This is a genomic window from Endozoicomonas sp. ALB032, from assembly GCF_049310125.1.
Lineage (GTDB): Bacteria > Pseudomonadota > Gammaproteobacteria > Pseudomonadales > Endozoicomonadaceae > Endozoicomonas_A.
The window spans coordinates 5,028,182-5,052,600 of the sequence record NZ_JBLYNW010000001.1; the positions used below are offsets into that span (position 1 = coordinate 5,028,182).

General features: G+C 48.0%; 21 protein-coding genes. 19 read left to right on the plus strand and 2 right to left on the minus strand.

The window, feature by feature from the left end; all coding sequences use genetic code 11:
- Positions 1-41: 41 nt before the first annotated feature.
- The 14 genes from accA (at position 42) to rpoS (ending at position 14,511) form a co-directional block, all read left to right on the plus strand.
- Complete coding sequence (accA, locus tag ACO6VG_RS18320; RefSeq protein WP_422133638.1) at positions 42-992, plus strand: acetyl-CoA carboxylase carboxyl transferase subunit alpha; 951 nt, start codon at positions 42-44, stop codon at positions 990-992.
- Between the two features lie 32 nt (positions 993-1,024).
- Positions 1,025-2,401, plus strand: coding sequence for a tRNA lysidine(34) synthetase TilS (tilS, locus tag ACO6VG_RS18325; protein ID WP_422475063.1), 1,377 nt, complete (start codon positions 1,025-1,027; stop codon positions 2,399-2,401).
- 138 nt (positions 2,402-2,539) lie between these two features.
- On the plus strand, positions 2,540-4,171 hold the full coding sequence (locus ACO6VG_RS18330) for a CTP synthase (protein ID WP_422137906.1): 1,632 nt from the start codon (positions 2,540-2,542) through the stop codon (positions 4,169-4,171).
- 8 nt (positions 4,172-4,179) lie between these two features.
- Positions 4,180-5,034 (plus strand): 3-deoxy-8-phosphooctulonate synthase, encoded by an 855-nt coding sequence (gene kdsA, locus ACO6VG_RS18335; protein WP_422133641.1) that lies wholly within the window; start codon positions 4,180-4,182, stop codon positions 5,032-5,034.
- Positions 5,035-5,570: 536 nt separating this feature from the next.
- On the plus strand, positions 5,571-6,863 hold the full coding sequence (eno, locus tag ACO6VG_RS18340; RefSeq protein WP_422475065.1) for a phosphopyruvate hydratase: 1,293 nt from the start codon (positions 5,571-5,573) through the stop codon (positions 6,861-6,863).
- A 183-nt stretch (positions 6,864-7,046) separates the two neighbouring features.
- Positions 7,047-7,319, plus strand: a complete 273-nt coding sequence (locus ACO6VG_RS18345) for a septum formation initiator family protein (RefSeq protein WP_422133643.1) — start codon at positions 7,047-7,049, stop codon at positions 7,317-7,319.
- 185 nt (positions 7,320-7,504) lie between these two features.
- Complete coding sequence (gene ispD, locus ACO6VG_RS18350) at positions 7,505-8,236, plus strand: 2-C-methyl-D-erythritol 4-phosphate cytidylyltransferase (RefSeq protein ID WP_422133644.1); 732 nt, start codon at positions 7,505-7,507, stop codon at positions 8,234-8,236.
- A complete protein-coding gene (gene ispF / locus ACO6VG_RS18355) occupies positions 8,236-8,736 on the plus strand; it encodes a 2-C-methyl-D-erythritol 2,4-cyclodiphosphate synthase (RefSeq protein ID WP_422137104.1) in 501 nt (166 codons plus the stop codon). The genes ispD and ispF overlap by 1 nt, the downstream gene beginning before the upstream one ends.
- A gap of 34 nt (positions 8,737-8,770) precedes the next feature.
- Entirely contained in the window at positions 8,771-9,829 is a 1,059-nt protein-coding gene (gene truD, locus ACO6VG_RS18360; protein ID WP_422137908.1) for a tRNA pseudouridine(13) synthase TruD, read from the plus strand.
- On the plus strand, positions 9,810-10,553 hold the full coding sequence (gene surE / locus ACO6VG_RS18365; RefSeq protein ID WP_422133646.1) for a 5'/3'-nucleotidase SurE: 744 nt from the start codon (positions 9,810-9,812) through the stop codon (positions 10,551-10,553). The genes truD and surE overlap by 20 nt, the downstream gene beginning before the upstream one ends.
- A gap of 1 nt (position 10,554) precedes the next feature.
- Positions 10,555-11,223, plus strand: a complete 669-nt coding sequence (locus ACO6VG_RS18370; RefSeq protein WP_422133647.1) for a protein-L-isoaspartate(D-aspartate) O-methyltransferase — start codon at positions 10,555-10,557, stop codon at positions 11,221-11,223.
- 103 nt (positions 11,224-11,326) lie between these two features.
- The gene (locus ACO6VG_RS18375) at positions 11,327-12,262 is read left to right on the plus strand and encodes a DUF368 domain-containing protein (protein WP_422133648.1); all 936 of its coding nucleotides are present in this window, start codon (positions 11,327-11,329) and stop codon (positions 12,260-12,262) included.
- Between the two features lie 331 nt (positions 12,263-12,593).
- Positions 12,594-13,379 carry a peptidoglycan DD-metalloendopeptidase family protein gene (locus ACO6VG_RS18380; RefSeq protein ID WP_422475067.1) on the plus strand — a complete coding sequence of 262 codons (786 nt, stop codon included), beginning with the start codon at positions 12,594-12,596 and terminating at the stop codon, positions 13,377-13,379.
- A gap of 100 nt (positions 13,380-13,479) precedes the next feature.
- Positions 13,480-14,511 (plus strand): RNA polymerase sigma factor RpoS, encoded by a 1,032-nt coding sequence (gene rpoS, locus ACO6VG_RS18385; protein ID WP_422133650.1) that lies wholly within the window; start codon positions 13,480-13,482, stop codon positions 14,509-14,511.
- Between the two features lie 136 nt (positions 14,512-14,647).
- Here the strand turns inward: rpoS and fdxA are convergent, their stop codons facing one another.
- Together fdxA and mutS are read right to left on the minus strand one after the other, a co-directional pair.
- Complete coding sequence (gene fdxA / locus ACO6VG_RS18390) at positions 14,648-14,971, minus strand: ferredoxin FdxA (RefSeq protein ID WP_257281113.1); 324 nt, start codon at positions 14,969-14,971, stop codon at positions 14,648-14,650.
- Positions 14,972-15,158: 187 nt separating this feature from the next.
- Positions 15,159-17,726: a DNA mismatch repair protein MutS gene (gene mutS / locus ACO6VG_RS18395; protein WP_422441792.1), complete on the minus strand. Its 2,568-nt coding sequence runs from the start codon at positions 17,724-17,726 to the stop codon at positions 15,159-15,161.
- A gap of 218 nt (positions 17,727-17,944) precedes the next feature.
- Between mutS and ACO6VG_RS18400 the strand changes: the two genes are divergently transcribed.
- The 5 genes from ACO6VG_RS18400 (at position 17,945) to ACO6VG_RS18420 (ending at position 24,172) form a co-directional block, all read left to right on the plus strand.
- Positions 17,945-18,439 (plus strand): CinA family protein, encoded by a 495-nt coding sequence (locus ACO6VG_RS18400; protein ID WP_422133652.1) that lies wholly within the window; start codon positions 17,945-17,947, stop codon positions 18,437-18,439.
- Positions 18,440-18,537: 98 nt separating this feature from the next.
- Complete coding sequence (recA, locus tag ACO6VG_RS18405) at positions 18,538-19,593, plus strand: recombinase RecA (protein WP_422475069.1); 1,056 nt, start codon at positions 18,538-18,540, stop codon at positions 19,591-19,593.
- Positions 19,594-19,596: 3 nt separating this feature from the next.
- Positions 19,597-20,049 (plus strand): regulatory protein RecX, encoded by a 453-nt coding sequence (locus ACO6VG_RS18410; RefSeq protein WP_422133654.1) that lies wholly within the window; start codon positions 19,597-19,599, stop codon positions 20,047-20,049.
- Between the two features lie 132 nt (positions 20,050-20,181).
- Positions 20,182-22,803: an alanine--tRNA ligase gene (alaS, locus tag ACO6VG_RS18415; RefSeq protein WP_422140082.1), complete on the plus strand. Its 2,622-nt coding sequence runs from the start codon at positions 20,182-20,184 to the stop codon at positions 22,801-22,803.
- A gap of 124 nt (positions 22,804-22,927) precedes the next feature.
- A complete protein-coding gene (locus tag ACO6VG_RS18420; protein ID WP_422475071.1) occupies positions 22,928-24,172 on the plus strand; it encodes an aspartate kinase in 1,245 nt (414 codons plus the stop codon).
- Positions 24,173-24,419: the final 247 nt, after the last annotated feature.

Consider the following 24,419-nt stretch of genomic DNA (forward strand, 5'->3'; position numbering starts at 1 on the left):
ACGTATTTTTCAGCTGATGCGGAACTCTTGAAGTGGAATCTATGAACCCGAATTATCTGGATTTTGAACAGCCGATTGCTGAGTTGGAAGCCAAGATCGAAGAGCTAAGACTGGTTGGCACCGATGCCGAACTGAACATTACTGATGAAGTCAGCCGCCTGCAAGAAAAGTGCAAGACCCTGACTGAGCAGATTTTTTCTGATCTGTCTGCCTGGCAGGTAGTTCAGCTTTCAAGACATCCGCGTCGTCCTTACACTCTGGATTATATTCAACATCTCTTTACCGAGTTTGATGAGCTGCATGGTGATCGTCACTTTGCAGATGATCCTTCAATTATCGGTGGCATTGCCCGATTCAATGGTCGTCCGGTGATGGTCATGGGTCATCAGAAAGGCCGTGAAATCAAGGACAAAGTGCTTCGTAATTTTGGTATGCCCAAGCCCGAAGGCTACCGGAAGGCCTGTCGGCTCATGGAGATGGCCGAGCGCTTCAAAATGCCCATCATGACTTTTATCGACACGCCGGGTGCTTATCCGGGAATTGGCGCGGAAGAGCGTGGACAGAGTGAGGCCATTGCCTACAATCTGGCCGTTATGTCTCGCCTGAAAGTGCCCATTATCTCTACTGTTATCGGAGAGGGGGGCTCCGGTGGCGCGCTGGCTATTGGTGTCTGTGACCAGCTGCTGATGTTGCAGAACTCCATCTACTCGGTGATCTCTCCGGAGGGCTGTGCATCGATTCTCTGGAAAAAGTCTGAATATGCTTCCACAGCCGCAGAAGCCATGGGTGTAACTGCATCCCGGCTGATGGAGTTGGGACTCATTGATCGTCTGGTCATGGAGCCTCTGGGTGGTGCTCACAGTCAGCCAGAAGTGATGGCTTCTACACTGGGTGTTGCCCTGGAGGAGGAACTCCGGAAGCTGGAGACAATGGCCGCTGATGAATTGATAGAAAGTCGTTACCAGCGCATCAGGGATTACGGCGCTGTCTGATGGCGGATCAGCCTTTCGAAAAGAATCGACGATTGAAAAAGTCTTTCATTTCATCCAGTGACGAAAGATTTTTCTCCTTAACAGAGCATCTTTCTGAGCAAATCAGAGGCATTGCAGGGAAGCCAGTTTTAGTGGCGTTTAGCGGTGGATTGGATTCTACCGTTCTTCTTCATTTATCGGTGTCTCTTCGTGAACAGGGGAAGATTAAGTCTCTCTCGGCAGTTCATATTCATCACGGGCTCAGTGAGAACGCCGACTCATGGGCAGAGCATTGCCTGTCCCTTTGTGAACAATGGCAGGTTCCTCTGGAGGTGGTCAAAGTTGCTATTGAGTCATCCTCGGATATTGAACGACAGGGCCGTGAAGCACGCTATGCCGTTTTTGAAGACCGTCTGCCTGATGGTGGTTGTCTGTTGATGGGTCATCATCAGGATGATCAGGCGGAAACAGTGCTTTTTCGATTGCTGCGAGGCAGCGGGTTGGATGGTGTGGCCGGTATGCCCGTTTCAAGAGGGTTAGGTGGTGGAGTCTTGCTAAGACCTCTGCTTAATGTTTCCAGGCAAGCCATTGAAAACTATGCGAAAAATTATGGTTTGGTGTTTGTCGAAGATGAATCCAACCAGGATCAGAGGTTTCGGCGTAATTTCCTGAGGCAAAATCTGATGCCGCAGATTGAGGCCGTCTGGCCAGGTGTTGCAGCCCGGCTGGCACAGTTTTCCGAGGATGTTTCTGAACTAAATCAGATGCTCCTTGAGCAAACAGAGCACTATGCCCGGCCGATTATTCAAGCACCGCCATCCCGACTTTGGGGTGAACGCAGCGTTTTAGATCTGGAGGCGCTCAAGCTTATTAATGGTCTTGCAGCCCGGAGAGTGGTTCGCTATTGGCTGGCCTCTCATCAGGTCCAAATGCCAGACAGAATCCGACTGAACGCTCTGTTCACAGATTTGATTGAAGCGGCAGAGGATGCTGAGCCTGTTGTCTTAATAGGTGCTTTTCAGTTACGCCGCTTTGCAGGAAAGCTGGTGCTGCTTCGTAAACCTGAGCCTATTGAGAGAGAAGGTTTTGACTGGCAGTGGCGTGCGGAGCAAGTCATCAAGCTGCCTTTTTCGGGGGGGCGTTTAGCGCTGGAAGAGGGAGGGGATGTCCGGCTCCCGGAAACGGCATTGCGTATATTGTTTCGTTCTGAGCTGCCTGCGGGGCTAAAAGTCGCTGTGAAAGGTCGTGACGGCCGTAAGACGATCAAACGTTGGTTGCAGGACTACAAAGTTCCCCCCTGGGTCAGGGAGTCTGTTCCATTTGTTTTTCATGGGGATCAGCTGGTGGCGTTACCAGGGGTTTTTGTCACAGACACGTACGCCTGTGAGCCCGGTGCTGGCAGACGCCTGTCCTGGTGTCCCGATGACTGAGTCTGGACAGCAGGACTTAAACCAAACTTTCTAGGCATTTTCTCAGTATGTGTTTTACGTTTAGCAGTGATTTTGGTATCCTGATCTCCCATCTTGAGTATTCATTTTTTTCCCGCATTTAAGAGTCAGCAGATAACAATGACGCGTTATATTTTCGTCACGGGTGGTGTTGTTTCCTCATTGGGCAAAGGCATCGCTTCAGCTTCCCTCGCAGCTATCCTTGAGGCACGCGGTCTTAAGGTGACGATGCTCAAACTGGATCCTTATATCAACGTTGATCCTGGCACCATGAGCCCGTTCCAACATGGTGAAGTGTTTGTTACTGAAGATGGTGCGGAGACCGACCTCGACCTGGGCCATTATGAGCGTTTTGTGCGCACCACCATGAAGCAGGGCAACAACTTTACCACGGGTCGAGTCTATCAGGACGTTCTTCGTAAAGAACGTCGTGGTGATTATCTGGGCGGTACGGTTCAGGTTATTCCCCACATTACCGATGAAATCAAACGTCGCGTTGTTCAGGGGGCTGGTGACGCAGATATAGCTATGGTTGAAATTGGTGGAACTGTGGGTGACATTGAGTCTCAGCCATTCCTGGAAGCGATCCGCCAGTTGAAAGTTGAGCTGGGTTCTTCCCGTGCTTTGCTGATGCACCTGACCCTGGTGCCCTTTATCAAGACTGCGGGCGAAACCAAGACCAAGCCTACCCAACACTCTGTTAAAGAGCTACGATCCATTGGTCTTCAGCCAGACATTCTGGTTTGCCGAAGCGAACAGTTTATTGAAGCCTCTGCCCGTCGCAAGATCTCCCTGTTTACTAACGTTGAAGAGCGTGCGGTTATCTCTCTGGAAGATGCAGATACTATCTACCGCATTCCCCAGATGCTCCATGAGCAGGGACTGGACCAGATTGTTGTCGACAAGTTTGGTTTGGATGCTCCGGCTGCAGATTTGTCTGAGTGGGCAGATGTTGTGGATCGTGACACCCACCCGCAAAAGGAAGTGACTATTGCCATGGTGGGCAAATATATGGAGCTTCTGGATGCTTATAAATCCCTGATTGAAGCGGTTCGCCATGCCGGATTGAAAACTCGTACCAAGGTCAATATCCGTTATGTTGATTCCGAACTGCTTGAGCAGGAGGGGCTGAGTCGTCTGGAAGGTGTCAGTGCGATTCTGGTGCCTGGTGGATTTGGACATCGCGGTGTGGAAGGCAAGGTTCAGGCGGTTCGTCATGCTCGTGAGAACAAGATTCCCTATTTGGGTATCTGTCTGGGTATGCAGGTCGCTGTTATTGAATACGCTCGTAACAAGGCAGGTCTGGAAGGAGCCAACAGCTCAGAGTTTGATCAAAACTCCGAGCATCCGGTGATAGGTCTGATTACTGAGTGGTTGGCTTCCGATGGTGCTTTAGAAACTCGCACCGAAGCGTCCGATCTGGGGGGAACTATGAGGTTGGGGGCCCAGAAGTGTAACCTCATCTCTGGTACACAGGCTCACTCTGCTTACGCTAAAGACATTATTATTGAGCGGCACCGTCATCGTTATGAGGTCAATAACAATTACCTCGAAACGCTCCAGGATGCTGGTCTGGTTATTTCCGGGCGCTCTGAAGACAATGCTCTGGTTGAAATGGTAGAAGTCAAGGAGCACCCCTGGTTTGTGGCCTGCCAGTTTCATCCCGAGTTTACTTCTACGCCGAGGGATGGGCATCCGCTCTTCAAGTCATTCATTGAAGCGGCTTTAAACTATCAGGCTAAACAGGATTAAGGGCGCGTATGTCTGAACAGAAAGCAGTCTCTGTAGGCTCTCTTCAGGTAGCTAACGACAAGCCGTTCGTGCTGTTTGGTGGCATGAATGTGCTCGAGTCTCGTGACATGGCTATGAAAATAGCAGAGCACTATGTTGCTGTTACAGAGAAGCTGGGTATTCCTTATATTTTCAAGGCTTCCTTTGACAAGGCGAACCGTTCTTCCATCCACTCTTATCGTGGGCCGGGCATGGAAGAAGGTCTGAAGATCTTTCAGGAGCTGAAGGAGACGTTCGGAATGCCGTTGATCACCGATGTTCATGAAGTTTATCAGTGCCAACCGGTAGCTGAAGTGGTTGATGTTATTCAGTTGCCAGCTTTTCTGGCGCGTCAAACCGATCTCGTGTTTGCCATGGCCAAAACCGGTGCTGTGATCAACATCAAGAAGCCTCAGTTTCTGAGTCCTTCGCAGATGGGTAATATTGTCGACAAGTTTGCTGAGGCGGGCAATGAGCAGGTTATTCTCTGTGAACGTGGATCTTCTTATGGTTACGACAACCTGGTGGTTGATATGCTGGGCTTTCGTACCATGAAAGAGGTGAGTGGCCAGTCTCCCGTTATTTTTGATGCAACACATGCACTACAGTGCAGAGATCCAATGGGAGCGGCTTCCGGCGGTCGTCGTCATCAGGTGACTGAGCTGTCTCTGGCCGGTATGTCGACCCGTTTGGCAGGTCTTTTCCTGGAAGCCCATCCTGATCCGGATGCAGCTCGTTGTGATGGTCCCTCAGCGCTGCGTCTCTCTCAGTTGGAAGGCTTTCTGGTACAGGTGAAGGCTATTGACGATCTTGTTAAGTCAATGCCCGAGCTGGATACCCATTGAGTGTTCCGTTCGATGTAAGAAAACCGCCGAATTCCGGCGGTTTTTTTTGTCAAAAATAATCTCTTTGATGGCGGCAAAGGGTTCTGTCTTTAAGAGGCTGGGGTTCGTTTTTTTATCAAGCTTCATTCGCTCATTGTTATCCGTTTTTCATCACTGTGATATCAAGGGCTTCCATTGAATTCAAGTTTAATCTTTGCGCTTTCGGTGTTGCTGTGTGCAATAGTTGATAACCCGCCGGGAGTTGGTATAGTGTCCGCACTGCAGCGTCTGGGAAGCTAAAAACAGTCCAATTGGATAATGGCACTGGAAAATTGAATCAGTATTATTATCTAATCGGGCTGAGATGGTTGGGTTGGGAAGATCTGGATCTCAGACTTCATCGGTCTACAGTAAGATTCCTCACTGCCCGGTCAGGTCAGGTATATTTCCCTTCATAGACATGGTGTTGTGAAAAGTATTTTTGTCTTTCTGTGCAACAAGAGTGAAGCAACGTACTTTTCATCGTCTATCGGCATTTGTGTAGAGAGAAAGCTATTATGGCAAAAATTGTTGAAATCAAAGGCCGCGAAATCATGGATTCTCGCGGTAACCCAACCGTAGAAGCCGATGTCATTCTGGAATCGGGTGCCATGGGGCGTGCTGCTGCACCATCCGGAGCCTCTACCGGTTCCCGTGAAGCTCTGGAGCTGCGTGATGGAGACAAATCTCGCTACCTGGGTAAGGGGGTCCTGAAGGCTGTGGGCAACATCAATGGACCTATCCGTGAAGCTCTGCTGGGGTGTGATGCCGCTGATCAGCGTGGACTGGATGCGGCCATGATTGAGCTGGATGGTACCGAGAACAAGAGTGTTCTGGGCGCCAATGCCATTCTTGCAGTATCCCTGGCCGCAGCAAAAGCCGCTGCTGCAGATAAGAAAATACCTCTCTACCAGCATATTGCTGACCTGAACGGCACTTCTGGCCAGTTCACCATGCCGGTTCCTATGATGAACATTCTCAACGGTGGTGAGCACGCTGACAACAACGTCGATATTCAGGAGTTCATGATCCAGCCAGTCGCTGCCAGGACTTTTGCTGAAGGTTTGCGCATGGGTGCTGAGGTATTTCATGCCCTGAAGAAAGTTCTGTCTGCCAAAGGCTTGAATACTGCGGTAGGTGATGAAGGTGGTTTCGCGCCCAATCTCGCTTCTAATGCTGACGCGCTGGCTGTCATTAAAGAAGCAGTTGAAGCAGCTGGCTACAAGCTGGGTACTGATATTACTTTGGCGATGGACTGTGCGGCATCAGAATTCTATGTTGACGGCCAATATAATATGAAGGGTGAAGGCAAAATTTTCTCTTCCAATGAGTTTTCTGACTACCTGGCCAATCTTTGTGAAGAGTACCCGATTATCTCTATCGAGGATGGTCTGGACGAGTCTGATTGGGACGGTTTCAAATATCAGACTGAAATTCTGGGCGATAAGATCCAGATTGTTGGTGATGACCTGTTTGTAACCAATACCAGGATTCTCAAGGAAGGTATTGAGAAAGGTATCGCTAACTCTATCCTGATCAAGTTCAACCAGATTGGTTCCCTGACTGAAACGCTGGAGGCCATCAAGATGGCCAAAGATGCTGGATACACTGCGGTGATCTCTCACCGTTCCGGTGAAACAGAAGACGCTACTATTGCAGATCTGGCTGTGGGAACTGCTGCAGGTCAGATCAAGACCGGTTCTCTGTGCCGTTCTGACCGTATTTCCAAGTACAACCAGCTGCTCCGTATTGAAGAAGAGCTGGGTACAAAAGCTCCATATCGTGGTCTCGCTGAATTCAAGCGTGCCTGACAGGTTGTTTGATTAGCGCGTCAATAAAGGGAGGCTTTTAATGTCTCCCTTTGTTCTGTGTAACGAGCCTTTGCTTTTATTTTTATGATCACTTTTCGGGTATTCTAGTTTTTTCTGTTTTCATCGTGGGCACATTTTACAGGCTTTGATAGACTCAATGGCTGGAAACAATGAGAGATTCAGATGCTAAAGCTGGTGCATACATTACTTCTTCTGGCACTGTTGGTCCTTCAGATTCAACTCTGGACGGGAGAGGGAAGTGTGGCCGAAATGGTAGCGATCAAAAAACAGATTGAGCAGCAGGAGCGGGAAAACGAGCGCTTGTATCGGCGAAACCGCTTGCTCGCTACCGAAGTTATTGAGCTGCAAAACGGTTTGCAAACCCTGGAAGAGCACGCACGTCTTGATTTGGGGATGATCAAGAAAGATGAAACGTTTTATCTGATATATGACTGAGTGTTCCAGCTACTTTAATGCTGGCTCAATACCGGGCAAAAAATTCCACAACGCTCATCATTGCAGCTATTTTATAGATCGGGGCAGGTTCCTGATCGGCTATTTAAGTGGCGTTTCAGATTTATAACAGACTGAAACATATTCTGTTTGCAAAAGGTTCCTTATGACCTTTCGTAGGTGACAATGTGAGTACGAGTATCCCTCTTGAGCCCCGTTTTTGGGCAATTGTTCCTGCCGCTGGAGTGGGGCGTAGAATGCAGAGTACAATCCCCAAGCAGTATCTTGAGATTCATGGTCGCACCTTAATAGAACACACCCTTGAACGTCTGCTGGGTTTTTCTGTGTTGGAGAAACTGATTGTTGTGATTGGTGCTGAAGATGAGTACTACAAAAATATTGAGATGTTGCGGGATTCGCGAATTATGTTGGTGCAGGGAGGGGATGAGCGTTACCATTCCGTCTTGAATGGGCTGAAGGCTTTGTCCGAGTTGGCAGATGCCGAGGATTGGGTGATGGTGCATGATGTGGCCAGACCTTGTATTCGTCATTCCGATCTGGAGTGGCTTGTGAAACAGTTAGCTGGCCACGCCACCGGCGGTTTGTTGGGAATGCCTGTCAGAGATACTATGAAGCGCACTTCTTCTTCTGGCGAAGTGACTGAGACCGTGGATCGGGATGAGCTTTGGCATGCCCTGACCCCGCAGATGTTTCGAATGAAGCTGCTTTACGATGCACTCAAAAAAGCGCTGGATGACGGAATGCCCGTCACGGATGAAGCCAGTGCTATTGAATACGCTGGATTCAAGCCGCTGATGATCGAAGGGCACAGCGATAATATCAAGGTGACCCGTAGCGCTGATTTGACACTTGCAGCCCTCTACATACAACAGCAAGATAAACTGATTGAGACAGTATGATGCGAATTGGTCACGGTTTTGATGTGCACCGCTTTTCCGATGAAGTGGCGGCTGATGCCAGCATTGTGTTGGGCGGGGTCACTATTGAACACAGCCATAAGCTTTTAGCCCATTCTGATGGCGATGTTCTCCTTCATGCCGTTTGTGATGCATTACTGGGAGCGGCTGCTCTGGGTGATATCGGTCAGCATTTTCCGGATACAGATCCAAGGTATAAGGGAATCGACAGCCGACAGCTTCTCAAGCATGTGGTGACATTGATTCATGAGAATGGCTACCAGGTAGTCAACGTCGACAGCACTATTGTTGCCCAGACACCAAAAATGGCTGCTTATATTCCTGCCATGAAAGAAAATATCTCCAGAGATCTTCAGATCGAAACTGAAGCTGTCAATGTAAAAGCAACGACAACTGAGAAGTTGGGCTATACCGGGAGAAAAGAAGGTATAGCAGTTCATGCGGTGGTGCTTCTGACTCATAGCAAAGGCCTTTTTTGTTGATCCGTTTGCGCTATACCCGAAAGATTATTGTTTAATGAATCAAATTTCTTACACACCATCCTGGTCTTATTGCTGGGGTGGTCCACTGGGGCAGTGCGCTTTCAAGTCTCTGCCTGAGGATTTCATCGTTGAAGAAGAGCTGCCCTTTCTTCCGGAAGGTGAAGGGGAGCATGCCTATGTCAATGTTCAGAAAACCGGAGAAAATACCGATTGGGTAGCAGGGCGGCTTTCCAGATTCGCTGGTGTAAAACGCTCTGCAGTCAGCTATGCAGGACGAAAGGATCGCCATGGTGTTACACGTCAGTGGTTTAGTGTCTGGCTGCCCGGGCAGGACTCCCCGGAATGGTCGCAGCTGAATAGCGAATCTTTGCTTATAATTGCCGCGACCCGACATGGTAAAAAGCTCAAGACCGGAGCATTGAAAGGTAATCACTTTATCATCACTTTAAGGCATGTAAATGTGCCGCAGGTGCTGCTGGAAGAACGCTTGAAGTTGATCGCCGGTCAAGGTGTGCCCAACTATTTTGGAGAGCAACGCTTTGGTCATGAGGGCGCTAATGTTGATCGGGCATTGCTGATGTTTACCGACAGTTTCAAGGCTCACAGAAACAAACGCGCAATGTATTTGTCTGCAGCACGTTCCTGGATATTTAATCAGGTCGTTTCTGAGCGTGTCAGTCAGCACAACTGGACCCGCTACCTTGAAGGAGATGTACCCGGTTTTCAGGACAGTGGTAGTTTAATTCTGCGGGACCATGACCAGGACCTGATGACAAGAATTGAATCGGGAGAAGTCTCATTGACCGCGCCTCTCTGGGGTCGAGGGGAGTTGCTTTCAGGATCGGATTGCAGAAAGATGGAAGAAGAGATTTCTGCACGCAACCTGTTGTTGTGTGAAGGTTTGGAGCAGGCAGGTATAAAGCAGGAGAGAAGGGCCATCCGTCTGATACCTGCAGCTATGAGCTGGAAATGGTTATCAGATGATTGTGTTCAACTTCAATTTTCTCTTCCAAAAGGCTGTTTTGCAACAGCAGTATTGAGGGAAGCTTTAGAATGTATAGAAGGATGTTTCGGTGAGAATACTGCTCAGTAACGATGATGGTGTTTTAGCTACTGGGTTATCCACCCTGTACAGTTCGCTCGATGGCCTGGGTGAGAGAATTGTCTTTGCTCCTGATAGGAACAGTTCGGGCTTGAGCAGTTCATTGACCCTGGGTCGTCCCCTGAGGGTGACTGAGCATTCCAATGGTTTCAACAGTGTTGATGGAACTCCGGCTGATTGCGTTCATTTGGCGGTCAATGCGCTGTTGGAACAAGAGCCGGATATTGTTGTTTCAGGCATCAATCATGGCCCCAACCTGGGTGATGATGTTCTTTATTCAGGGACAGTAGGTGCTGCTATGGAAGGTCGTTTCATGGGCTTACCTGCCATTGCTGTGTCTGCCTGTGGCAAAAGTGAACAAGGCTTCATCACAGCAGGAAGGGTGGTCAGAGAATTGATCCCCAGACTTGAGCAATTATCTCTGCCAGAAAGAACCATTTTAAATGTTAATGTGCCCGATAGGCCTTATGAAAAGCTCCAGGGGCTGGCAGTGACTCGTTTGGGGCACAGGGAAAGGCCTGAAAAACCTGTTAAAGTATTGGACCCCAGGGGAAAGCATGTCTATTGGATTGCTCCTGTTGGTAAAGAACAGGACGCGGGTGAGGGTACTGATTTCCATGCAATTGCTGAAGGTTTAGTCTCAGTAACACCCCTTCAGTACGACCAGACTCATCATGCAACGCTCTCTGCGCTCAGTGAATGGCTGGGCAGATGATATGAAAGAGGTTGATATTCATGGTATAGGAATGACCTCCCGGAGAACCCGGGAGCGTCTTATCCATCGACTTTCAGATCAGGGGATTGACTCTGTCGAGGTTCTGGAGGTCATTCGACATACACCGAGACATCTGTTTGTGGACGAAGCGCTATCCCACAGAGCTTATGAAGATACTGCCTTGCCTATTGGTTTCGGGCAGACACTGTCGCAGCCGTATATTGTGGCCAGAATGACAGAGGCTCTCATGGCAGCAGGTCCACTCAACAGAGTACTTGAAATAGGCACGGGTTCTGGTTACCAGACAGCGGTCCTATCGCCGCTGGTAAAAAAAATATACTCCGTTGAGCGTATCAAACCCCTCCATGAACGAGCGAAGAAATTGCTTAAAGCACTTTCTATTCACAATGCTCAGTTTAAACTTAGCGACGGTGGTATGGGTTGGTCAGTCATGAGCCCCTTTGATGGAATCATTGTGACAGCTGCCCCGGATCAGATACCTGAAGAGCTATTACAGCAGTTGTCCGAAGATAATGGTCGTCTCATCGTTCCTGTTGGAGGTCGCAGTGTTCAGGATTTATTGCGGATCACCCGTCAGGGAGATACCTTCAAGAAAGAAATGCTTGAAGCTGTGCGGTTTGTGCCATTACTGGATGGGATTCAGAAGTAATACACTCCTTTGTATCTCAAGAATGAAAACCAGTCGGGTCGCTCTTAAAAGATAAACGGGTCTCTTGCTGATTTATGCATTACAGAATAAGACAGGTTGGATTATGTCAAAGATGAAAGAAAGTCTGGGTATTCTGCTCAAGGGGGTGGCGATGGGGGCTGCCGATGTTGTTCCCGGGGTTTCAGGAGGTACTATTGCTTTTATCACTGGTGTCTATGATCGTCTGTTAAATGCTTTGAAGAGTATCAATCCCGGTTTGCTGGTCAAGCTCAAATCCGGAGGGGTTGCTGAATGCTGGAAGCATATAGATGGGAGTTTTCTGGTTCTGCTGTTTGGCGGTGTGTTGATTAGTATAGTGAGTTTTTCGCATCTTATTACGTACCTGCTGGAAAGTTACCCGGAACTCATATGGTCTTTCCTCTTTGGTCTGATATTGATTTCAGGGATTCATATGCTAAAACAGATAAAGCATTGGACTGTCGCTTCTATGATACTTCTTATGCTTGGCTGTGGTGTCTCCTATTTTATCGGGACGCTGACGCCTACATCTCTGACTCCTTCTTATCTGATGTTGTTCTTTGCTGGTTGCATTGCTATTTCTGCGATGATTTTGCCGGGCATTTCTGGCAGTTTTATCCTGTTATTGATGGGATTATACCCTGCTGTTTTGGCTGCCGTGAAAGATCTGGATATTCTGTTGCTGGTGATTTTTGGATCTGGATGCATTGTCGGGTTGCTGACATTTTCTCATATCCTCTCCTGGTTGTTAAAGCAGCATCGTGATCTGACTCTGTCTTATCTGACAGGGCTGATGCTCGGTGCCTTGGGAAAAGTATGGCCGTGGAAAGAAACCCTGGAAACGAGAATAAACAGTTCGGGGCAGGAAGTTCCCTTCCTGGAAAGAAATATTTCTCCCTGGACGTATGAAGCGCTTTCTGGTCAGTCGGCTTACCTGTTGCCATCCATTACTTTAATGTTCTCAGGTATTTTGCTGGTTGTTCTGCTTGAGAAATTCAGTAATCGTTTTACTGAAAATTAACTATTGGGCTCTCTTGCTGCATAAGTGAGCAATTAATTCTTAATAGTTGTCAAGGGTTGGTTGCTGCTCCCGGCTGTTCTAAAGATTCTTTGCAGAATTGTGTGTTGGTGTCCTGGTCTCACGAACTAAATACATTCCTGACAGACAGTCTGGAAGGTGGCTGATATGAAAAGAATGTTTCGGTACTGATGATCCTTTGTAGGTAAACTGCGCTGAGATATAGGCGTTATCACTTTTTTTGATATATTTTTTTAGATTAAGAAAATTTAAATATATCCTAATTTATTATATTGTGGGACGTGCCTCGGAGGCTGAGTATGGAGCAGAGTCAATGACAGGTGATCGTCTTGGGCAAGAAATTAATTTGAGTGTTTGCTCAAGAATATTCGGTTGGATAGTATTGACTCTGTTACTGTCAGGGTGTTCTCATGACCCTTCCTCAGTTCAGGTTAAAGAGCTCAGGTTACCCCCCAAAGTAGTTAGTGGTAGTCATATTGTCCGTGGCGGCGAAACTCTTTTTTCAATAGCTTGGCTTTATAGTAGAGATTACAAAGAGTTAGCTGCTGTCAATGGAATACGTTCACCTTACACGATCTTTCCGGGCCAACATATCAATTTGACTTCCTCGAGCTATGTATCTCACTCTCCAGGTCCTGTAATAAAGAGCACAACCATTTCATCCAAGTCTGCTGCGGTTAAAAAAACAACAGTAAAAATGCCTGTGAAGGTAGAACGATCATCCAGTATTTCAAGTTGGCGCTGGCCGGCCAATGGAAAAGTGGTACAGGGATACCACAACGGCAATGGGCTGAATAAAGGGATTGATATCAGAGGCAAATTGGGAGAGCCTGTAAGTGCAGCTGCCGCTGGTGAGGTGGTTTACGCGGGTAGTGAGCTCGCTGGCTATGGCAAGCTGATCATTATGAAACATAACAACAGCTATCTGAGCGCTTACGCTCACAATAAGGAGTTGCTTGTGCGTGAAGGAGACTCAGTTAAAGCAGGCCAGAAGATAGCCGAAATAGGTTCTACAGGAACGACAGAGCCTAAGCTGCATTTTGAAATTCGGCATAATGGCAAACCGGTCGACCCGATGCGATTCCTGCCTGTACGCTGATTTCATTCTGCGGTGTCGGTAGAGGGATCTCACGGGTGTCGACTCAACTCTCAGTTGGTTGTTCGACAGACAGTGGGGCTTTCGGATAGGACTGACTCTTATGGCAGCAAAGAGGGAAGACTCAGAGCAAAATAATTTTGCTGAGGATTTTACCCAGGGAAAGAGTGAAATTGATAACGTGTTGGACTCTGATCTCAATCAAAATGAAGAAGTTGAAGAGAAAGAGCCTGCACAGCAGACACTTACACCGAGCGCGTCAGATTACAGTAGGGCCCGTCGTGATGATGACGGTTTCTATAAATCCATTGATGCCACTCAGCTCTACCTCAACGAGATAGGCTTTTCACCTCTGCTAACACCAGAGGAAGAGGTGCATTATGCGCGTCTTGCCCGTCGAGGTGTTGAAGCGGGCAGGCGTCGTATGATTGAAAGTAACTTGCGCCTGGTTGTGAAGATCTCAAGGCGGTATGTGAATCGTGGACTGACACTACTGGATCTTATTGAAGAAGGAAATCTGGGTCTCATCAGGGCGGTTGAAAAATTCGATCCTGAGCGTGGGTTCCGTTTTTCAACATACGCCACCTGGTGGATTCGTCAGACAATTGAGCGGGCCATCATGAATCAGACGCGCACCATTCGTCTGCCTATTCATGTGGTCAAGGAACTCAATGTTTACCTCAGGGCGGCTCGAGAGCTGACTCAAAAGCTGGACCATGATCCTACCCCGGAAGAAATTGCGCAACTGCTGGATAAACCAGTCGATGACGTTAAAAGGATGCTGGGGCTTAATGAGCGTGTCACTTCTGTTGATACCCCATTGGGTCCGGATTCTGATAAGTCCATCCTTGATACCATCTCTGATGAGAAGGAGTCTGATCCAGCGGAATTGCTTCAGGATCTTGATCTTAATGACAGTTTGGACAAGTGGCTGGGAGAGCTTTCTGAAAAGCAGCGTGAAGTGGTGGCCAGAAGGTTTGGTTTAAGGGGCTACGAAACCAGTACCCTTGAAGAAGTGGGTAAGGAAATTGGTTTGACAAGAGAGCGAGTCAGGCAAATACAGGTTGAGGCTCTTAAGCGATTGCGCTCGATCCTTGAGAAACAGGGGTTGTCCGGGGAGTCTCTTTTTAGCTGATAGCAGTGCCTTGATAATAAAAAAGCCATGATCTTGGGGTCATGGCTTTTTGTTTGGGAAAGAGTTAACGCCCGAATCATTGAAAGCAGTAATCAAGGTCGTTCTGCACACTTTTCCTATAGTGATCTTCTTGGTTCTATCGTTCCAGATGTTCAAGCTTACCTTTAACGCCATCCCATTTTTCCGCGTCGGGGAGTGCATCTGTTTTTTCTGTAATGTTATCCCAGACGTCAGCAAGTACGGCGTTGAGTTCAATAAACTCCTGCTGATCTTCCGGTACCTCATCCTCGGAGAAGATCGCATTGGCTGGGCACTCAGGCTCACAGAGGGCGCAGTCGATACATTCGTCCGGGTGGATGACCAGAAAGTTGGGTCCTTCGTAAAAACAATCTACGGGACACACTTCCACGCAATCGGTGTATTTGCACTTTATGCAGTTTTCACCCACTACGAAAGTCATGATGGTTACACTCCGTTTGTTCAGGCTGATGATAAGTCAGTCACAATACATTCATGAAATGTCACCATCAGGAATGACATTTCCAATCGCATATCCCTGACTGGTTTGACGCAAGGCCTAACCAGTCGAGGCGACAAGTCTACCAGTATTGTTTCTAAGGTAGTAGTTTAACCAGTTATGAGCATAGTCAGTTTTGCGCAATCAGTGACTTGAGGTCGTACAGCAACCCGAGAGCCTGACGGGGTGACAGGTTGTCAGGGTTGAGATCTTTGAGTGCTTCGACGGCCGGATGTGGTTGTGAAGCTGCAAACATATCTGCCTGAGTCGGGTTCTCATGACAACCCTTTTTGGCCTGTTTTGGGGGCTGTCGCATAGCCTGATCAGTTGAGCCTTCTTCCAATTGTTGCAACCTGGATCGCGCCTGAGAGACTACATTTCTCGGGACGCCAGCTAGCTGAGCCACTTGTAAACCGTAACTCTGGCTGGCAGGGCCATCCTGAACCGAGTGCAAAAATACAATTTTATCGTCGTGTTCTGTAGCATTCAGATGAACGTTGGCAACTGAGCTGCACTCGTCTGGTAGTTGAGTCAGCTCAAAATAGTGAGTGGCGAACAGTGTGAATGCCTTGACGGTGTCGGCCAGGTGATGAGCGCAGGCCCAGGCCAGTGACAAGCCATCGAATGTGCTGGTTCCCCGACCCACTTCATCCATCAAAACCAGACTGCTTGCTGAGGCGTTATGCAGAATATTGGCTGTTTCAGTCATTTCCACCATAAACGTGGATCGTCCCCCGGCCAGGTCATCGGATGAGCCTATTCGGGTGAATATTCTGTCTACCAGACCAATTTTTGCGTGGTTGGCAGGAACAAAACTCCCTACGTGGGCTAATAAGACGATCAGTGCCGTTTGCCTCATATAGGTCGATTTACCACCCATGTTTGGGCCAGTGATAACAAGCATTCTTTTTGTTGCATGCAGGTCTACATTGTTGGCGACAAAGGGCTCAGTTAACACCTGTTCGACAACCGGGTGGCGACCATCTTCAATATGAATGCCAGGATCCGGGCTCAGTTCTGGCTGGCAGAAGTTCAGAGTCTCAGCTCTTTCTGACAAGTTGTTCAGAACGTCCAGTTCAGAGATGCTCATGGCTGTTTCCTGAAGAGGGCCCAGTGCTTCCAGAAGATTAACCAGTAATTCGTCGTAAAGTGCTTTCTCCCTGGAAAGCGCTCTGCTTTTGCTGGACAGAGCCTTATCTTCGAACTCTTTTAATTCCGGTGTGATGAAACGTTCTGTATTTTTCAGTGTCTGGCGACGTATGTAGTCTACCGGAGCGTCTTCAGACTCTCTTCGGCTGAGTTCAATGTAATAGCCATGAACCCTGTTAAAGCCGACCTTCAGGCTAGGTAGCCCTGTTTTCTCCTTCTCTCTTTTTTCCAGTTCAACAAGATAATCGCCTGCGTTCTGACTGAGAGCACGAAACTCATCCAGTTCTGTGTCAAAGCCCTCCGCAATGACGCCGCCGTCTCTGATGATGACGGGCGGATTTTCGATAATGGCCCGGCTCAGTAGATCTGTAACCTGAGGGTGTTCACTGATGGCTTCAGCCAGCTTATGAATGTCCTCATTGTCGATCGTTTTGAGAATGGATTGCAGCTCAGGCAGCTGATTTAGAGCATCTCTCAGACGAGCCAAATCTCTTGGACGGGCTGATTTTAATGCTACTCTGGCAAGAATACGCTCAATATCGCCAATGCCGCGAAGCAAGGGTTGAATCTGCTCGAAGTAATAGCCAGATTTTATTGTTGAGAGAATGGATTGGCGTTTTTGTAACTTATAAAGATTTCTCAGGGGGCGATTCAGCCATCTTGAAAGTAATCGGCTGCCCATAGCGGTCGCTGTTTTATCAAGTACTGACAAAAGTGTGTGATCCCGGCCACCATTGAGGTTCTGGGTTAGTTCCAGGTTTTTTCGGCTGGCTGCGTCAAGGACTACGCTTTCTTCGCGAACTTCCTGCCGGATGCTTCGAATGTGGGGCAGGGCAGTTCTCTGTGTTTCCTTGGCGTATTGCAACAGACAGCCTGCCACCTCCAGACCGACTGTTAATGATTCGCAGTCGAATCCTTGCAGGTTTTTGGTTTGAAACTGACGGGTTAATCCTTCATAGGCGCTGTCACGATCAAAGTCCCAGGGCGGGCGCTTGATTGTCCCCGGACGTTCAACAATTCGGACTGGCCATTCAACACTGTCATTGATGAGAATTTCGGCAGGGTTGATACGCTCAACTTCTGCCATCAGCGCTTCTTCACCCTCGACTTCTACTGCTGTAAATTGACCACTGCTGATATCCAGAGAGGCTATTCCATATCGATTTTCTGATCGGGTCAGTGCGGTCAGAAGATTGTCCTGCTGTTCGTCCAGCAGTGCTTCGTCACTCACTGTACCAGGGGTCAGGATCCGGACGACTTTTCTTTCAACAGGGCCTTTTGATGAAGCCGGGTCGCCAACTTGCTCGCAAATGGCGACAGAAACGCGCAGTCTGACCAGGCGAGCCAGGTAACCCTCTACAGCATGGTAAGGGATACCTGACATGGGAATGGGCTCACCGGCGGACTGTCCACGGGTTGTCAAGGTTATATCCAATAACTCCGCAGCTTTACGGGCATCGTCATAGAAGAGCTCGTAAAAATCTCCCATGCGATAGAATACCAGGTGCTCCCGGTGCTTCTGTTTGATTCGCAGGTATTGCTGCATCATTGGTGTATGCTGACTCTGGGTGTCTTTGCGCTGGCTCATAGATGAGGGTAAGCCTTGAATTCAGGTTGCTGACAAACAATCTGTCATTTTACTATGAAAAGCTGGCTGTTTTCATGGCAACAATGGTTTATCTTTAGCTATTGGCAGCTGCGGGCAGTTGAATGTATGTCTGACCCGATTCAAAAAAACTCTTCCTATTTGACCCAGAGGCGAAATTGATGTCCGGAGATTTTGACAAAAAGCTGCTGCTGCTGGCTGGAAAACTTCAGGCTGGAAACTTGAAAGTGGCTGCTGCTGAATCCTGTACTGGTGGCTGGCTCAGTCAGGTTTTTACTTCTCTTGCCGGTAGTTCATCCTGGTTTGAAGGCGCCATTGTCAGCTACTCCAATGCTATGAAACACAAGTTTCTGGGTGTGCCTGTTGCGCTGATTGATCGTTACGGTGCTGTCAGTCAGCCTGTTGTGGAAAGCATGGCATTGGGTGCTGTCAAGCGCCTTTCTGTACCCTTGAGTGTTTCCATTTCTGGCGTTGCTGGCCCTGAAGGTGGGACTGATGAAAAGCCGGTGGGTACAGTATGGGTTGGCTGGTGTTTTAACGATCAGGTAACGACTGAGGTCTTTCACTTTTCCGGAGACAGGGAGCAAGTGAGAAGACAGGCCGTTGATGTCGCTCTGGACGGCTTGATTAAACTGGCGGATAGAATTTCCAGATAAATGCTGGACAAATATACAGATAGTGTTTAAATATACAGTATCTAAAGATTTGAATACTTAAAGAATAGTGGCCTGTACTAAAAGGGTGGATTTGAATAATGGATGAGAACAGAAAGAAAGCATTAACGGCGGCTCTGGGTCAGATTGACCGCCAGTTTGGTAAAGGAACGGTCATGCGCATGGGTGACCAGAAGCAGGAAGCCATTCCAGCTATCTCTACAGGCTCATTACAACTGGACATAGCGTTGGGAATAGGGGGGCTACCAAAGGGTCGTGTAGTTGAGATTTTTGGTCCTGAATCTTCTGGCAAGACCACACTGACGCTCAGTGTAATTGCAGAAGCTCAGAAGCAGGGTGCTACCTGTGCTTTCGTAGATGCTGAGCACGCTCTGGATCCTCAGTACGCTGGCAAGCTGGGTGTGGATGTTGATGACCTCTACGTTTCGCAGCCTGATACCGGAGAGCAGGCACTGGAAATTACGGACATGTTGGTTCGTTCCGGTGCGGTTGATGTCATTGTTGTAGACTCCGTTGCGGCTCTGGTTCCCAAAGCTGAAATCGAGGGGGATATGGGTGACTCTCATGTCGGCCTTCAGGCACGCTTGATGTCTCAGGCTCTGCGAAAAATCACGGGTTCTATCAAACAGGCAAACTGTTTGGTTATTTTCATCAATCAGATTCGTATGAAGATTGGTGTAATGTTTGGTAACCCCGAGACTACCACGGGTGGTAATGCTCTTAAGTTCTATTCTTCTGTTCGTCTGGATATTCGCAGAACCGGTGCAGTGAAGCAGGGTGATGAAATTACTGGTAATGAAACCCGGGTCAAGGTGGTCAAGAACAAGGTTTCTCCTCCCTTCCGTCAGGCTGAGTTCCAGATTCTTTACGGTCAGGGTATTTATCACATGGGTGAAGTGATTGACTCGGGCGTTAAACAGAAGTTGGTCGAGAAATCCGGCGCCTGGTACTCCTACAAAGGTACGAAAATTGGTCAGGGTAAGGCCAATGCTGCTCAATATCTGACCGACAATCCAAAGATTGCTGAAGAGATAGAAGCACAGATTCGAGCTGAATTGTTGGGTTCTGCAGAACCTGGGTCTGAAGCCTCTGCAAAATCAGATGCAAAGCATCAGGATGAACTTCTGACGGAATAAGTTTTGGAAGTCTTTGACAAAGATATTCGCCGTGCTGGCATGGATTTGCTGGCACGCCGTGAACACAGTTTTCAGGAGCTTCAGCAAAAGCTCAGTCGGCGTTACCCTGATTTTGATGTGGTTCCTGCACTTGAGAGATTGCAAGACGAAGGTCTCCAAAGTGATGAGCGCTTTATCGAGAGTTATGTTCGTTCAAAAACAGAAAAAGGATATGGCCCCGTCAGAATACGCTCTGATTTGCGCAGGAAAGGCCTTGCTGATCAAGTAATCTCATCTTTTCTGTTTGAGGACGATGATGTCTGGCTGGAGATGGCAAGATCCAGTAGGTGTCGCAAATTTGGTAATAACTTGCCCGCTGGAGCGGGGGAAAGATCTAAACAGTATCGGTTTCTGGCGCAGAGAGGCTTTACCAGTCTTCAGATTTCAAATTGTCTAAAGCAGCTATTTTTAACTTAGCCCATATGAACAACATTTAACTTAAACAGAGTCTGCATGGCTGTTTTTCTTTCCCTTCTATATAATGTCCGTCTTTTATAGATTGCTGTTTAATCTCCCGTTTGGAAGACTTGTATGACTCGTGTGAAATATATGAAAAGTGCTGAGATTCGCTCTGCTTTTCTTGAATACTTCAGAGAAAATGGGCATGAAGTCGTACCCAGTAGTTCTCTGGTGCCTCACGACGATCCAACCCTGCTGTTCACCAATGCAGGTATGAACCAGTTTAAGGAAGCATTCCTCGGCAGGGAACAGCGAGCATATACACGAGCAACCTCGTCCCAAAAGTGTGTTCGTGCTGGTGGTAAGCACAATGATCTTGAAAATGTGGGCTACACTGCCCGTCATCACACCTTTTTTGAAATGCTGGGTAACTTCAGCTTTGGTGACTATTTCAAGCAGGACGCCATTCGTTTTGCCTGGACTTTCCTGACTGAAAAACTGCAACTGCCCGTTGAGCGTCTCTGCGTTACGGTTTATGAATCAGACGATGAGGCTTATGACATCTGGCTTAATGAGATCGGTGTTGCTGCTGAAAATATCATTCGTATTGGTGACAACAAAGGAGCTCCGTACGCCTCTGACAACTTCTGGCAGATGGGAGATACCGGTCCTTGCGGACCTTGCACAGAAGTCTTCTATGATCACGGTGATCATATCTGGGGTGGTCGACCCGGAACTCCGGACGAAGATGGCGATCGTTTTATTGAAATCTGGAACATTGTCTTCATGCAATACAACCGTCAGGTGGATGGACTGATGGAACCTTTGCCCAAGCCATCGGTGGATACAGGTATGGGGCTGGAAAGGATTTCTGCGATTATGCAGGGAGGGCATAGTAACTATGATATTGATATCTTCCAGAACCTGTTGAATGATGCTTCCGGAATTCTGGGTGGTGTACCAACACCAGAAGCTTCACTGCGCGTTATTGCCGATCATATCCGTTCAAGCTCATTTATCATTTCCGATGGCGTCGTGCCGTCTAACGAAAGTCGCGGATACACACTCAGACGTATCATCCGTCGCGCATGTCGCCATGGACACAAATTGGGAGCTACTGGGTCGTTCTTCTATAAGCTGGTAGCTTCTCTGGTGCGTGAGATGGGTGATGCTTATCCTGATCTTGCAAAAAATCAGGCGCAGATAGAGAGAATATTGCTACAGGAAGAAGAGCAGTTTGCTAAAACGCTCGATAAGGGAATGAAACTGCTGGAAGGCAAGCTCCAGGGGCTTGAGGATAGTGTTATTCCTGGTGATGTAGTGTTCACGCTTTACGATACCTATGGTTTCCCCGTTGATCTGACCAGTGACATTGCCAGAGAGCGTAAGCTGGCGGTAGATGAAGAAGGTTTCGAGCAGTTACTTGAGGCTCAGCGAGAAAGGGCCCGCGCAGCCAGCAAATTTGGCGTGGACTACAGCGAACAGTTGGTTATTGAGGGAGCTACTGATTTCACGGGCTATGAAAGTCTTCAGGACGGAGCTGAAGTCACTGCTCTGTTTGTTGATGGACAGTCAGTTGATTTTATTTCTGAAGGTCAACAGGCGACGGTCGTTCTGCAGTCAACACCTTTTTATGCAGAATCTGGTGGTCAGGTGGGTGATAGCGGCTCGCTCAGGTTTGAGGGTGGCGAGGTTAAAGTGCTGGACACTCAGAAACAGGGCGACAGTCATCTTCATATCTCAGAAGTATCCCAGGGTAAATTAAAAGTTGGTGATATTGTGAGTGCCTACGTTGATGTTGAAGCCCGAAAGGCAACGGAGCAGAATCACTCTGCCACCCATTTGCTTCATGCTGCACTTCGCAAGGTTCTGGGTGAGCATGTTACTCAAAAAGGCTCTCTGGTAGATCATGACAAACTTCGCTTTGACTTTTCCCACTTTGAAGGGGTTAAGCCAGAAGAACTCCGGGCTATAGAGAGACTGGTTAATCAGCAGATCCGTAATAATAGTCAGGTGAAAACCGAGCTGTTAGATATGAAAGCTGCTCAGGCTAAAGGCGCAATGGCTCTGTTTGGTGAAAAGTACGGTGTAGAGGTTCGCGTGCTTTCTATGGGTTCTGAAGGCTTCTCTGTTGAACTCTGCGGGGGTACTCACGTTAGTCGTACGGGTGATATCGGTTCATTCAGAATTATTTCTGAGTCCGGTATTGCAGCGGGTGTGCGACGCATTGAGGCTGTAACAGGTGTAGCTGCGATTGATTATCAGGAAAAACTGGAAGATACCCTGAAATCGGTCGCAAGTCTGGTAAAAGGTTCTCAGGACAATTTACAAGATAAAGTTTCTTCTCTTCTCGATCGGAATAAAGAACTTGAGAAAGAGCTTCATAAACTTCAACAGAAGCTGGCCTCTGCCGACAGTGCTGACCTTCTGTCCAGGACAATTGATGTCGATGGTGTGAAGTTGCTGGCTACTGAGTTAGAGGGAGTAGACCCTAAGTCTCTCCGTGACATGGTCGATCAGCTGAAAGGTAAGCTCCAGACCGGTATCGTATTTCTGGCTGTCCCTGGCCACTCTAAGTTCCCTCTGGTAGCGGGAGTAACCAAAGATCTTACTGATAGGGTGAAGGCGGGTGACTTGTTGAAAATGGTTGCCAGTCAGGTCAATGGTCGTGGTGGAGGTCGTCCAGACTTTGCTCAGGGTGGTGGTTCAGATGCTTCCAAAATCAAAGAAGCGCTTGAATCTATAGTACCATGGTTACAAGAACGTCTGTAATGTGATCGATTTACCCTGATAAAAAAACGAGCCATATGGCTCGTTTTTTTATCGTAAGCTTTTTTTAATAAAGCTATTCGTGTTAAATTCCGGCGTTGGCTGATTGACGTAGAACGATATAAACATGGCGCTGTTAGTACAAAAATTTGGCGGCACCTCTGTTGGGGGCCTGGATCGCATCCAGGGAGTAGCTGACAAGGTGAAAGGGTTCAGGGATAAGGGGCATGATGTCGTTGTCGTTGTCTCAGCAATGAGTGGCGAGACCAATCGACTGACTGATCTTGCGTCCAGTATTCAAAAACAACCCACACCCAGAGAGATGGATGTTCTGCTTTCCACCGGTGAGCAGGTCACAATAGCCCTTCTGGCAATGGCTCTTAATGAGCGTAACTGTCCTGCCCGTTCTTATAACGGTAGTCAGGTTTCCATTGTTACGGATCAGGCTCACACAAAAGCTCGTATACAGCATATAGATACAGAGAAGGTGCGGGCTGACCTTGATCAGGGTCGTGTAGTGATCGTCGCTGGCTTTCAGGGGTGTGATGCTGAAGGCAATGTTACAACTCTTGGAAGAGGCGGCTCCGATACTACAGCCGTTGCTTTGGCAGCTGCTCTTGAGGCAGATGAGTGTCAGATTTATACAGATGTCGACGGTGTTTATACAACCGATCCACGAGTTGTGGAGGGGGCAAGAAGACTGGACAAGATTACTTTTGAAGAGATGCTGGAAATGGCCAGTCTGGGTTCAAAAGTTTTGCAGATTCGGGCGGTTGAGTTCGCTGGAAAATATAATGTCAAACTGAGGGTACTGCATTCCATGCAGGAAGGCCCCGGAACTCTAATTACGATCGACGATGAGGATGTAGCTATGGAATCACCGGTAGTATCTGGTATAGCCTTTAACAGGGATGAAGCGAAAGTTACTATTAAAGGTGTACCTGACATTCCAGGTGTCGCATCCCGAATATTGGGTCCTGTCAGTCAGGCCAACATTGAAGTGGATATGATTGTTCAGAACGTGTCAGATGATCGTACCACTGATTTTACCTTTACTGTGCACCGTAATGATTATCAGAACACTCTTGATGTTTGTGCCAAAGTCTGTAAGGAATTGGGTGCACGCGAATATGACGGTGATGAAAAAATCGCTAAAGTTTCTATCGTCGGTGTGGGTATGAGATCCCACGCAGGTGTCGCCACCCGGATGTTTCAGGCTCTGGCTGCAGAAGGTATCAATATTCAGATCATCTCAACTTCTGAAATCAAAGTTTCCGTTATTATCGCAGAGAAGTATCTCGAGTTGGCTGTAAGGGCTCTTCACTCTGTATTTGAACTGGATAGGGAACCTGTAGAGAGTAGCGAAGTCTAAGGTTGAGTAGGGTATCTTGAAAAGGGAATGCTGCAGTTCAACGTGCTAAACCCGAATGGCTCTGAGACTGGTTTGATCAACAGTCAGGAGGAATATCGGACAAATACACCGTCATTCCCGTCAGGCATGGATTCTTCAACTAGAATGGGTTGTGCCTGTTAAAAACTTACAAAATGTGATTTTTTTGATGACTACATTTCTCTGCTAGTAAAAATACGCATGGAAATGTTGGGTTCGGTGGCTAGAC

Excerpts from the sequence above, each read along its gene's own strand:
- accA (WP_422133638.1), top strand. The coding sequence starts at position 42 with ATGAACCCGAATTATCTGGATTTTGAACAGCCGATTGCTGAGTTGGAA.
- ACO6VG_RS18330 (WP_422137906.1), top strand. The coding sequence starts at position 2,540 with ATGACGCGTTATATTTTCGTCACGGGTGGTGTTGTTTCCTCATTGGGC.
- mutS (WP_422441792.1), bottom strand. The coding sequence starts at position 17,726 with ATGATGCAGCAATACCTGCGAATCAAACAGAAGCACCGGGAGCACCTG.
- alaS (WP_422140082.1), top strand. The coding sequence starts at position 20,182 with ATGAAAAGTGCTGAGATTCGCTCTGCTTTTCTTGAATACTTCAGAGAA.
- kdsA (WP_422133641.1), top strand. The coding sequence starts at position 4,180 with ATGTCTGAACAGAAAGCAGTCTCTGTAGGCTCTCTTCAGGTAGCTAAC.
- fdxA (WP_257281113.1), bottom strand. The coding sequence starts at position 14,971 with ATGACTTTCGTAGTGGGTGAAAACTGCATAAAGTGCAAATACACCGAT.
- eno (WP_422475065.1), top strand. The coding sequence starts at position 5,571 with ATGGCAAAAATTGTTGAAATCAAAGGCCGCGAAATCATGGATTCTCGC.
- ACO6VG_RS18380 (WP_422475067.1), top strand. The coding sequence starts at position 12,594 with ATGACAGGTGATCGTCTTGGGCAAGAAATTAATTTGAGTGTTTGCTCA.
- ACO6VG_RS18375 (WP_422133648.1), top strand. The coding sequence starts at position 11,327 with ATGTCAAAGATGAAAGAAAGTCTGGGTATTCTGCTCAAGGGGGTGGCG.
- ACO6VG_RS18345 (WP_422133643.1), top strand. The coding sequence starts at position 7,047 with ATGCTAAAGCTGGTGCATACATTACTTCTTCTGGCACTGTTGGTCCTT.
- recA (WP_422475069.1), top strand. The coding sequence starts at position 18,538 with ATGGATGAGAACAGAAAGAAAGCATTAACGGCGGCTCTGGGTCAGATT.
- ACO6VG_RS18370 (WP_422133647.1), top strand. The coding sequence starts at position 10,555 with ATGAAAGAGGTTGATATTCATGGTATAGGAATGACCTCCCGGAGAACC.
- rpoS (WP_422133650.1), top strand. The coding sequence starts at position 13,480 with ATGGCAGCAAAGAGGGAAGACTCAGAGCAAAATAATTTTGCTGAGGAT.
- ACO6VG_RS18420 (WP_422475071.1), top strand. The coding sequence starts at position 22,928 with ATGGCGCTGTTAGTACAAAAATTTGGCGGCACCTCTGTTGGGGGCCTG.
- truD (WP_422137908.1), top strand. The coding sequence starts at position 8,771 with ATGAATCAAATTTCTTACACACCATCCTGGTCTTATTGCTGGGGTGGT.
- ispF (WP_422137104.1), top strand. The coding sequence starts at position 8,236 with ATGCGAATTGGTCACGGTTTTGATGTGCACCGCTTTTCCGATGAAGTG.
- ACO6VG_RS18400 (WP_422133652.1), top strand. The coding sequence starts at position 17,945 with ATGTCCGGAGATTTTGACAAAAAGCTGCTGCTGCTGGCTGGAAAACTT.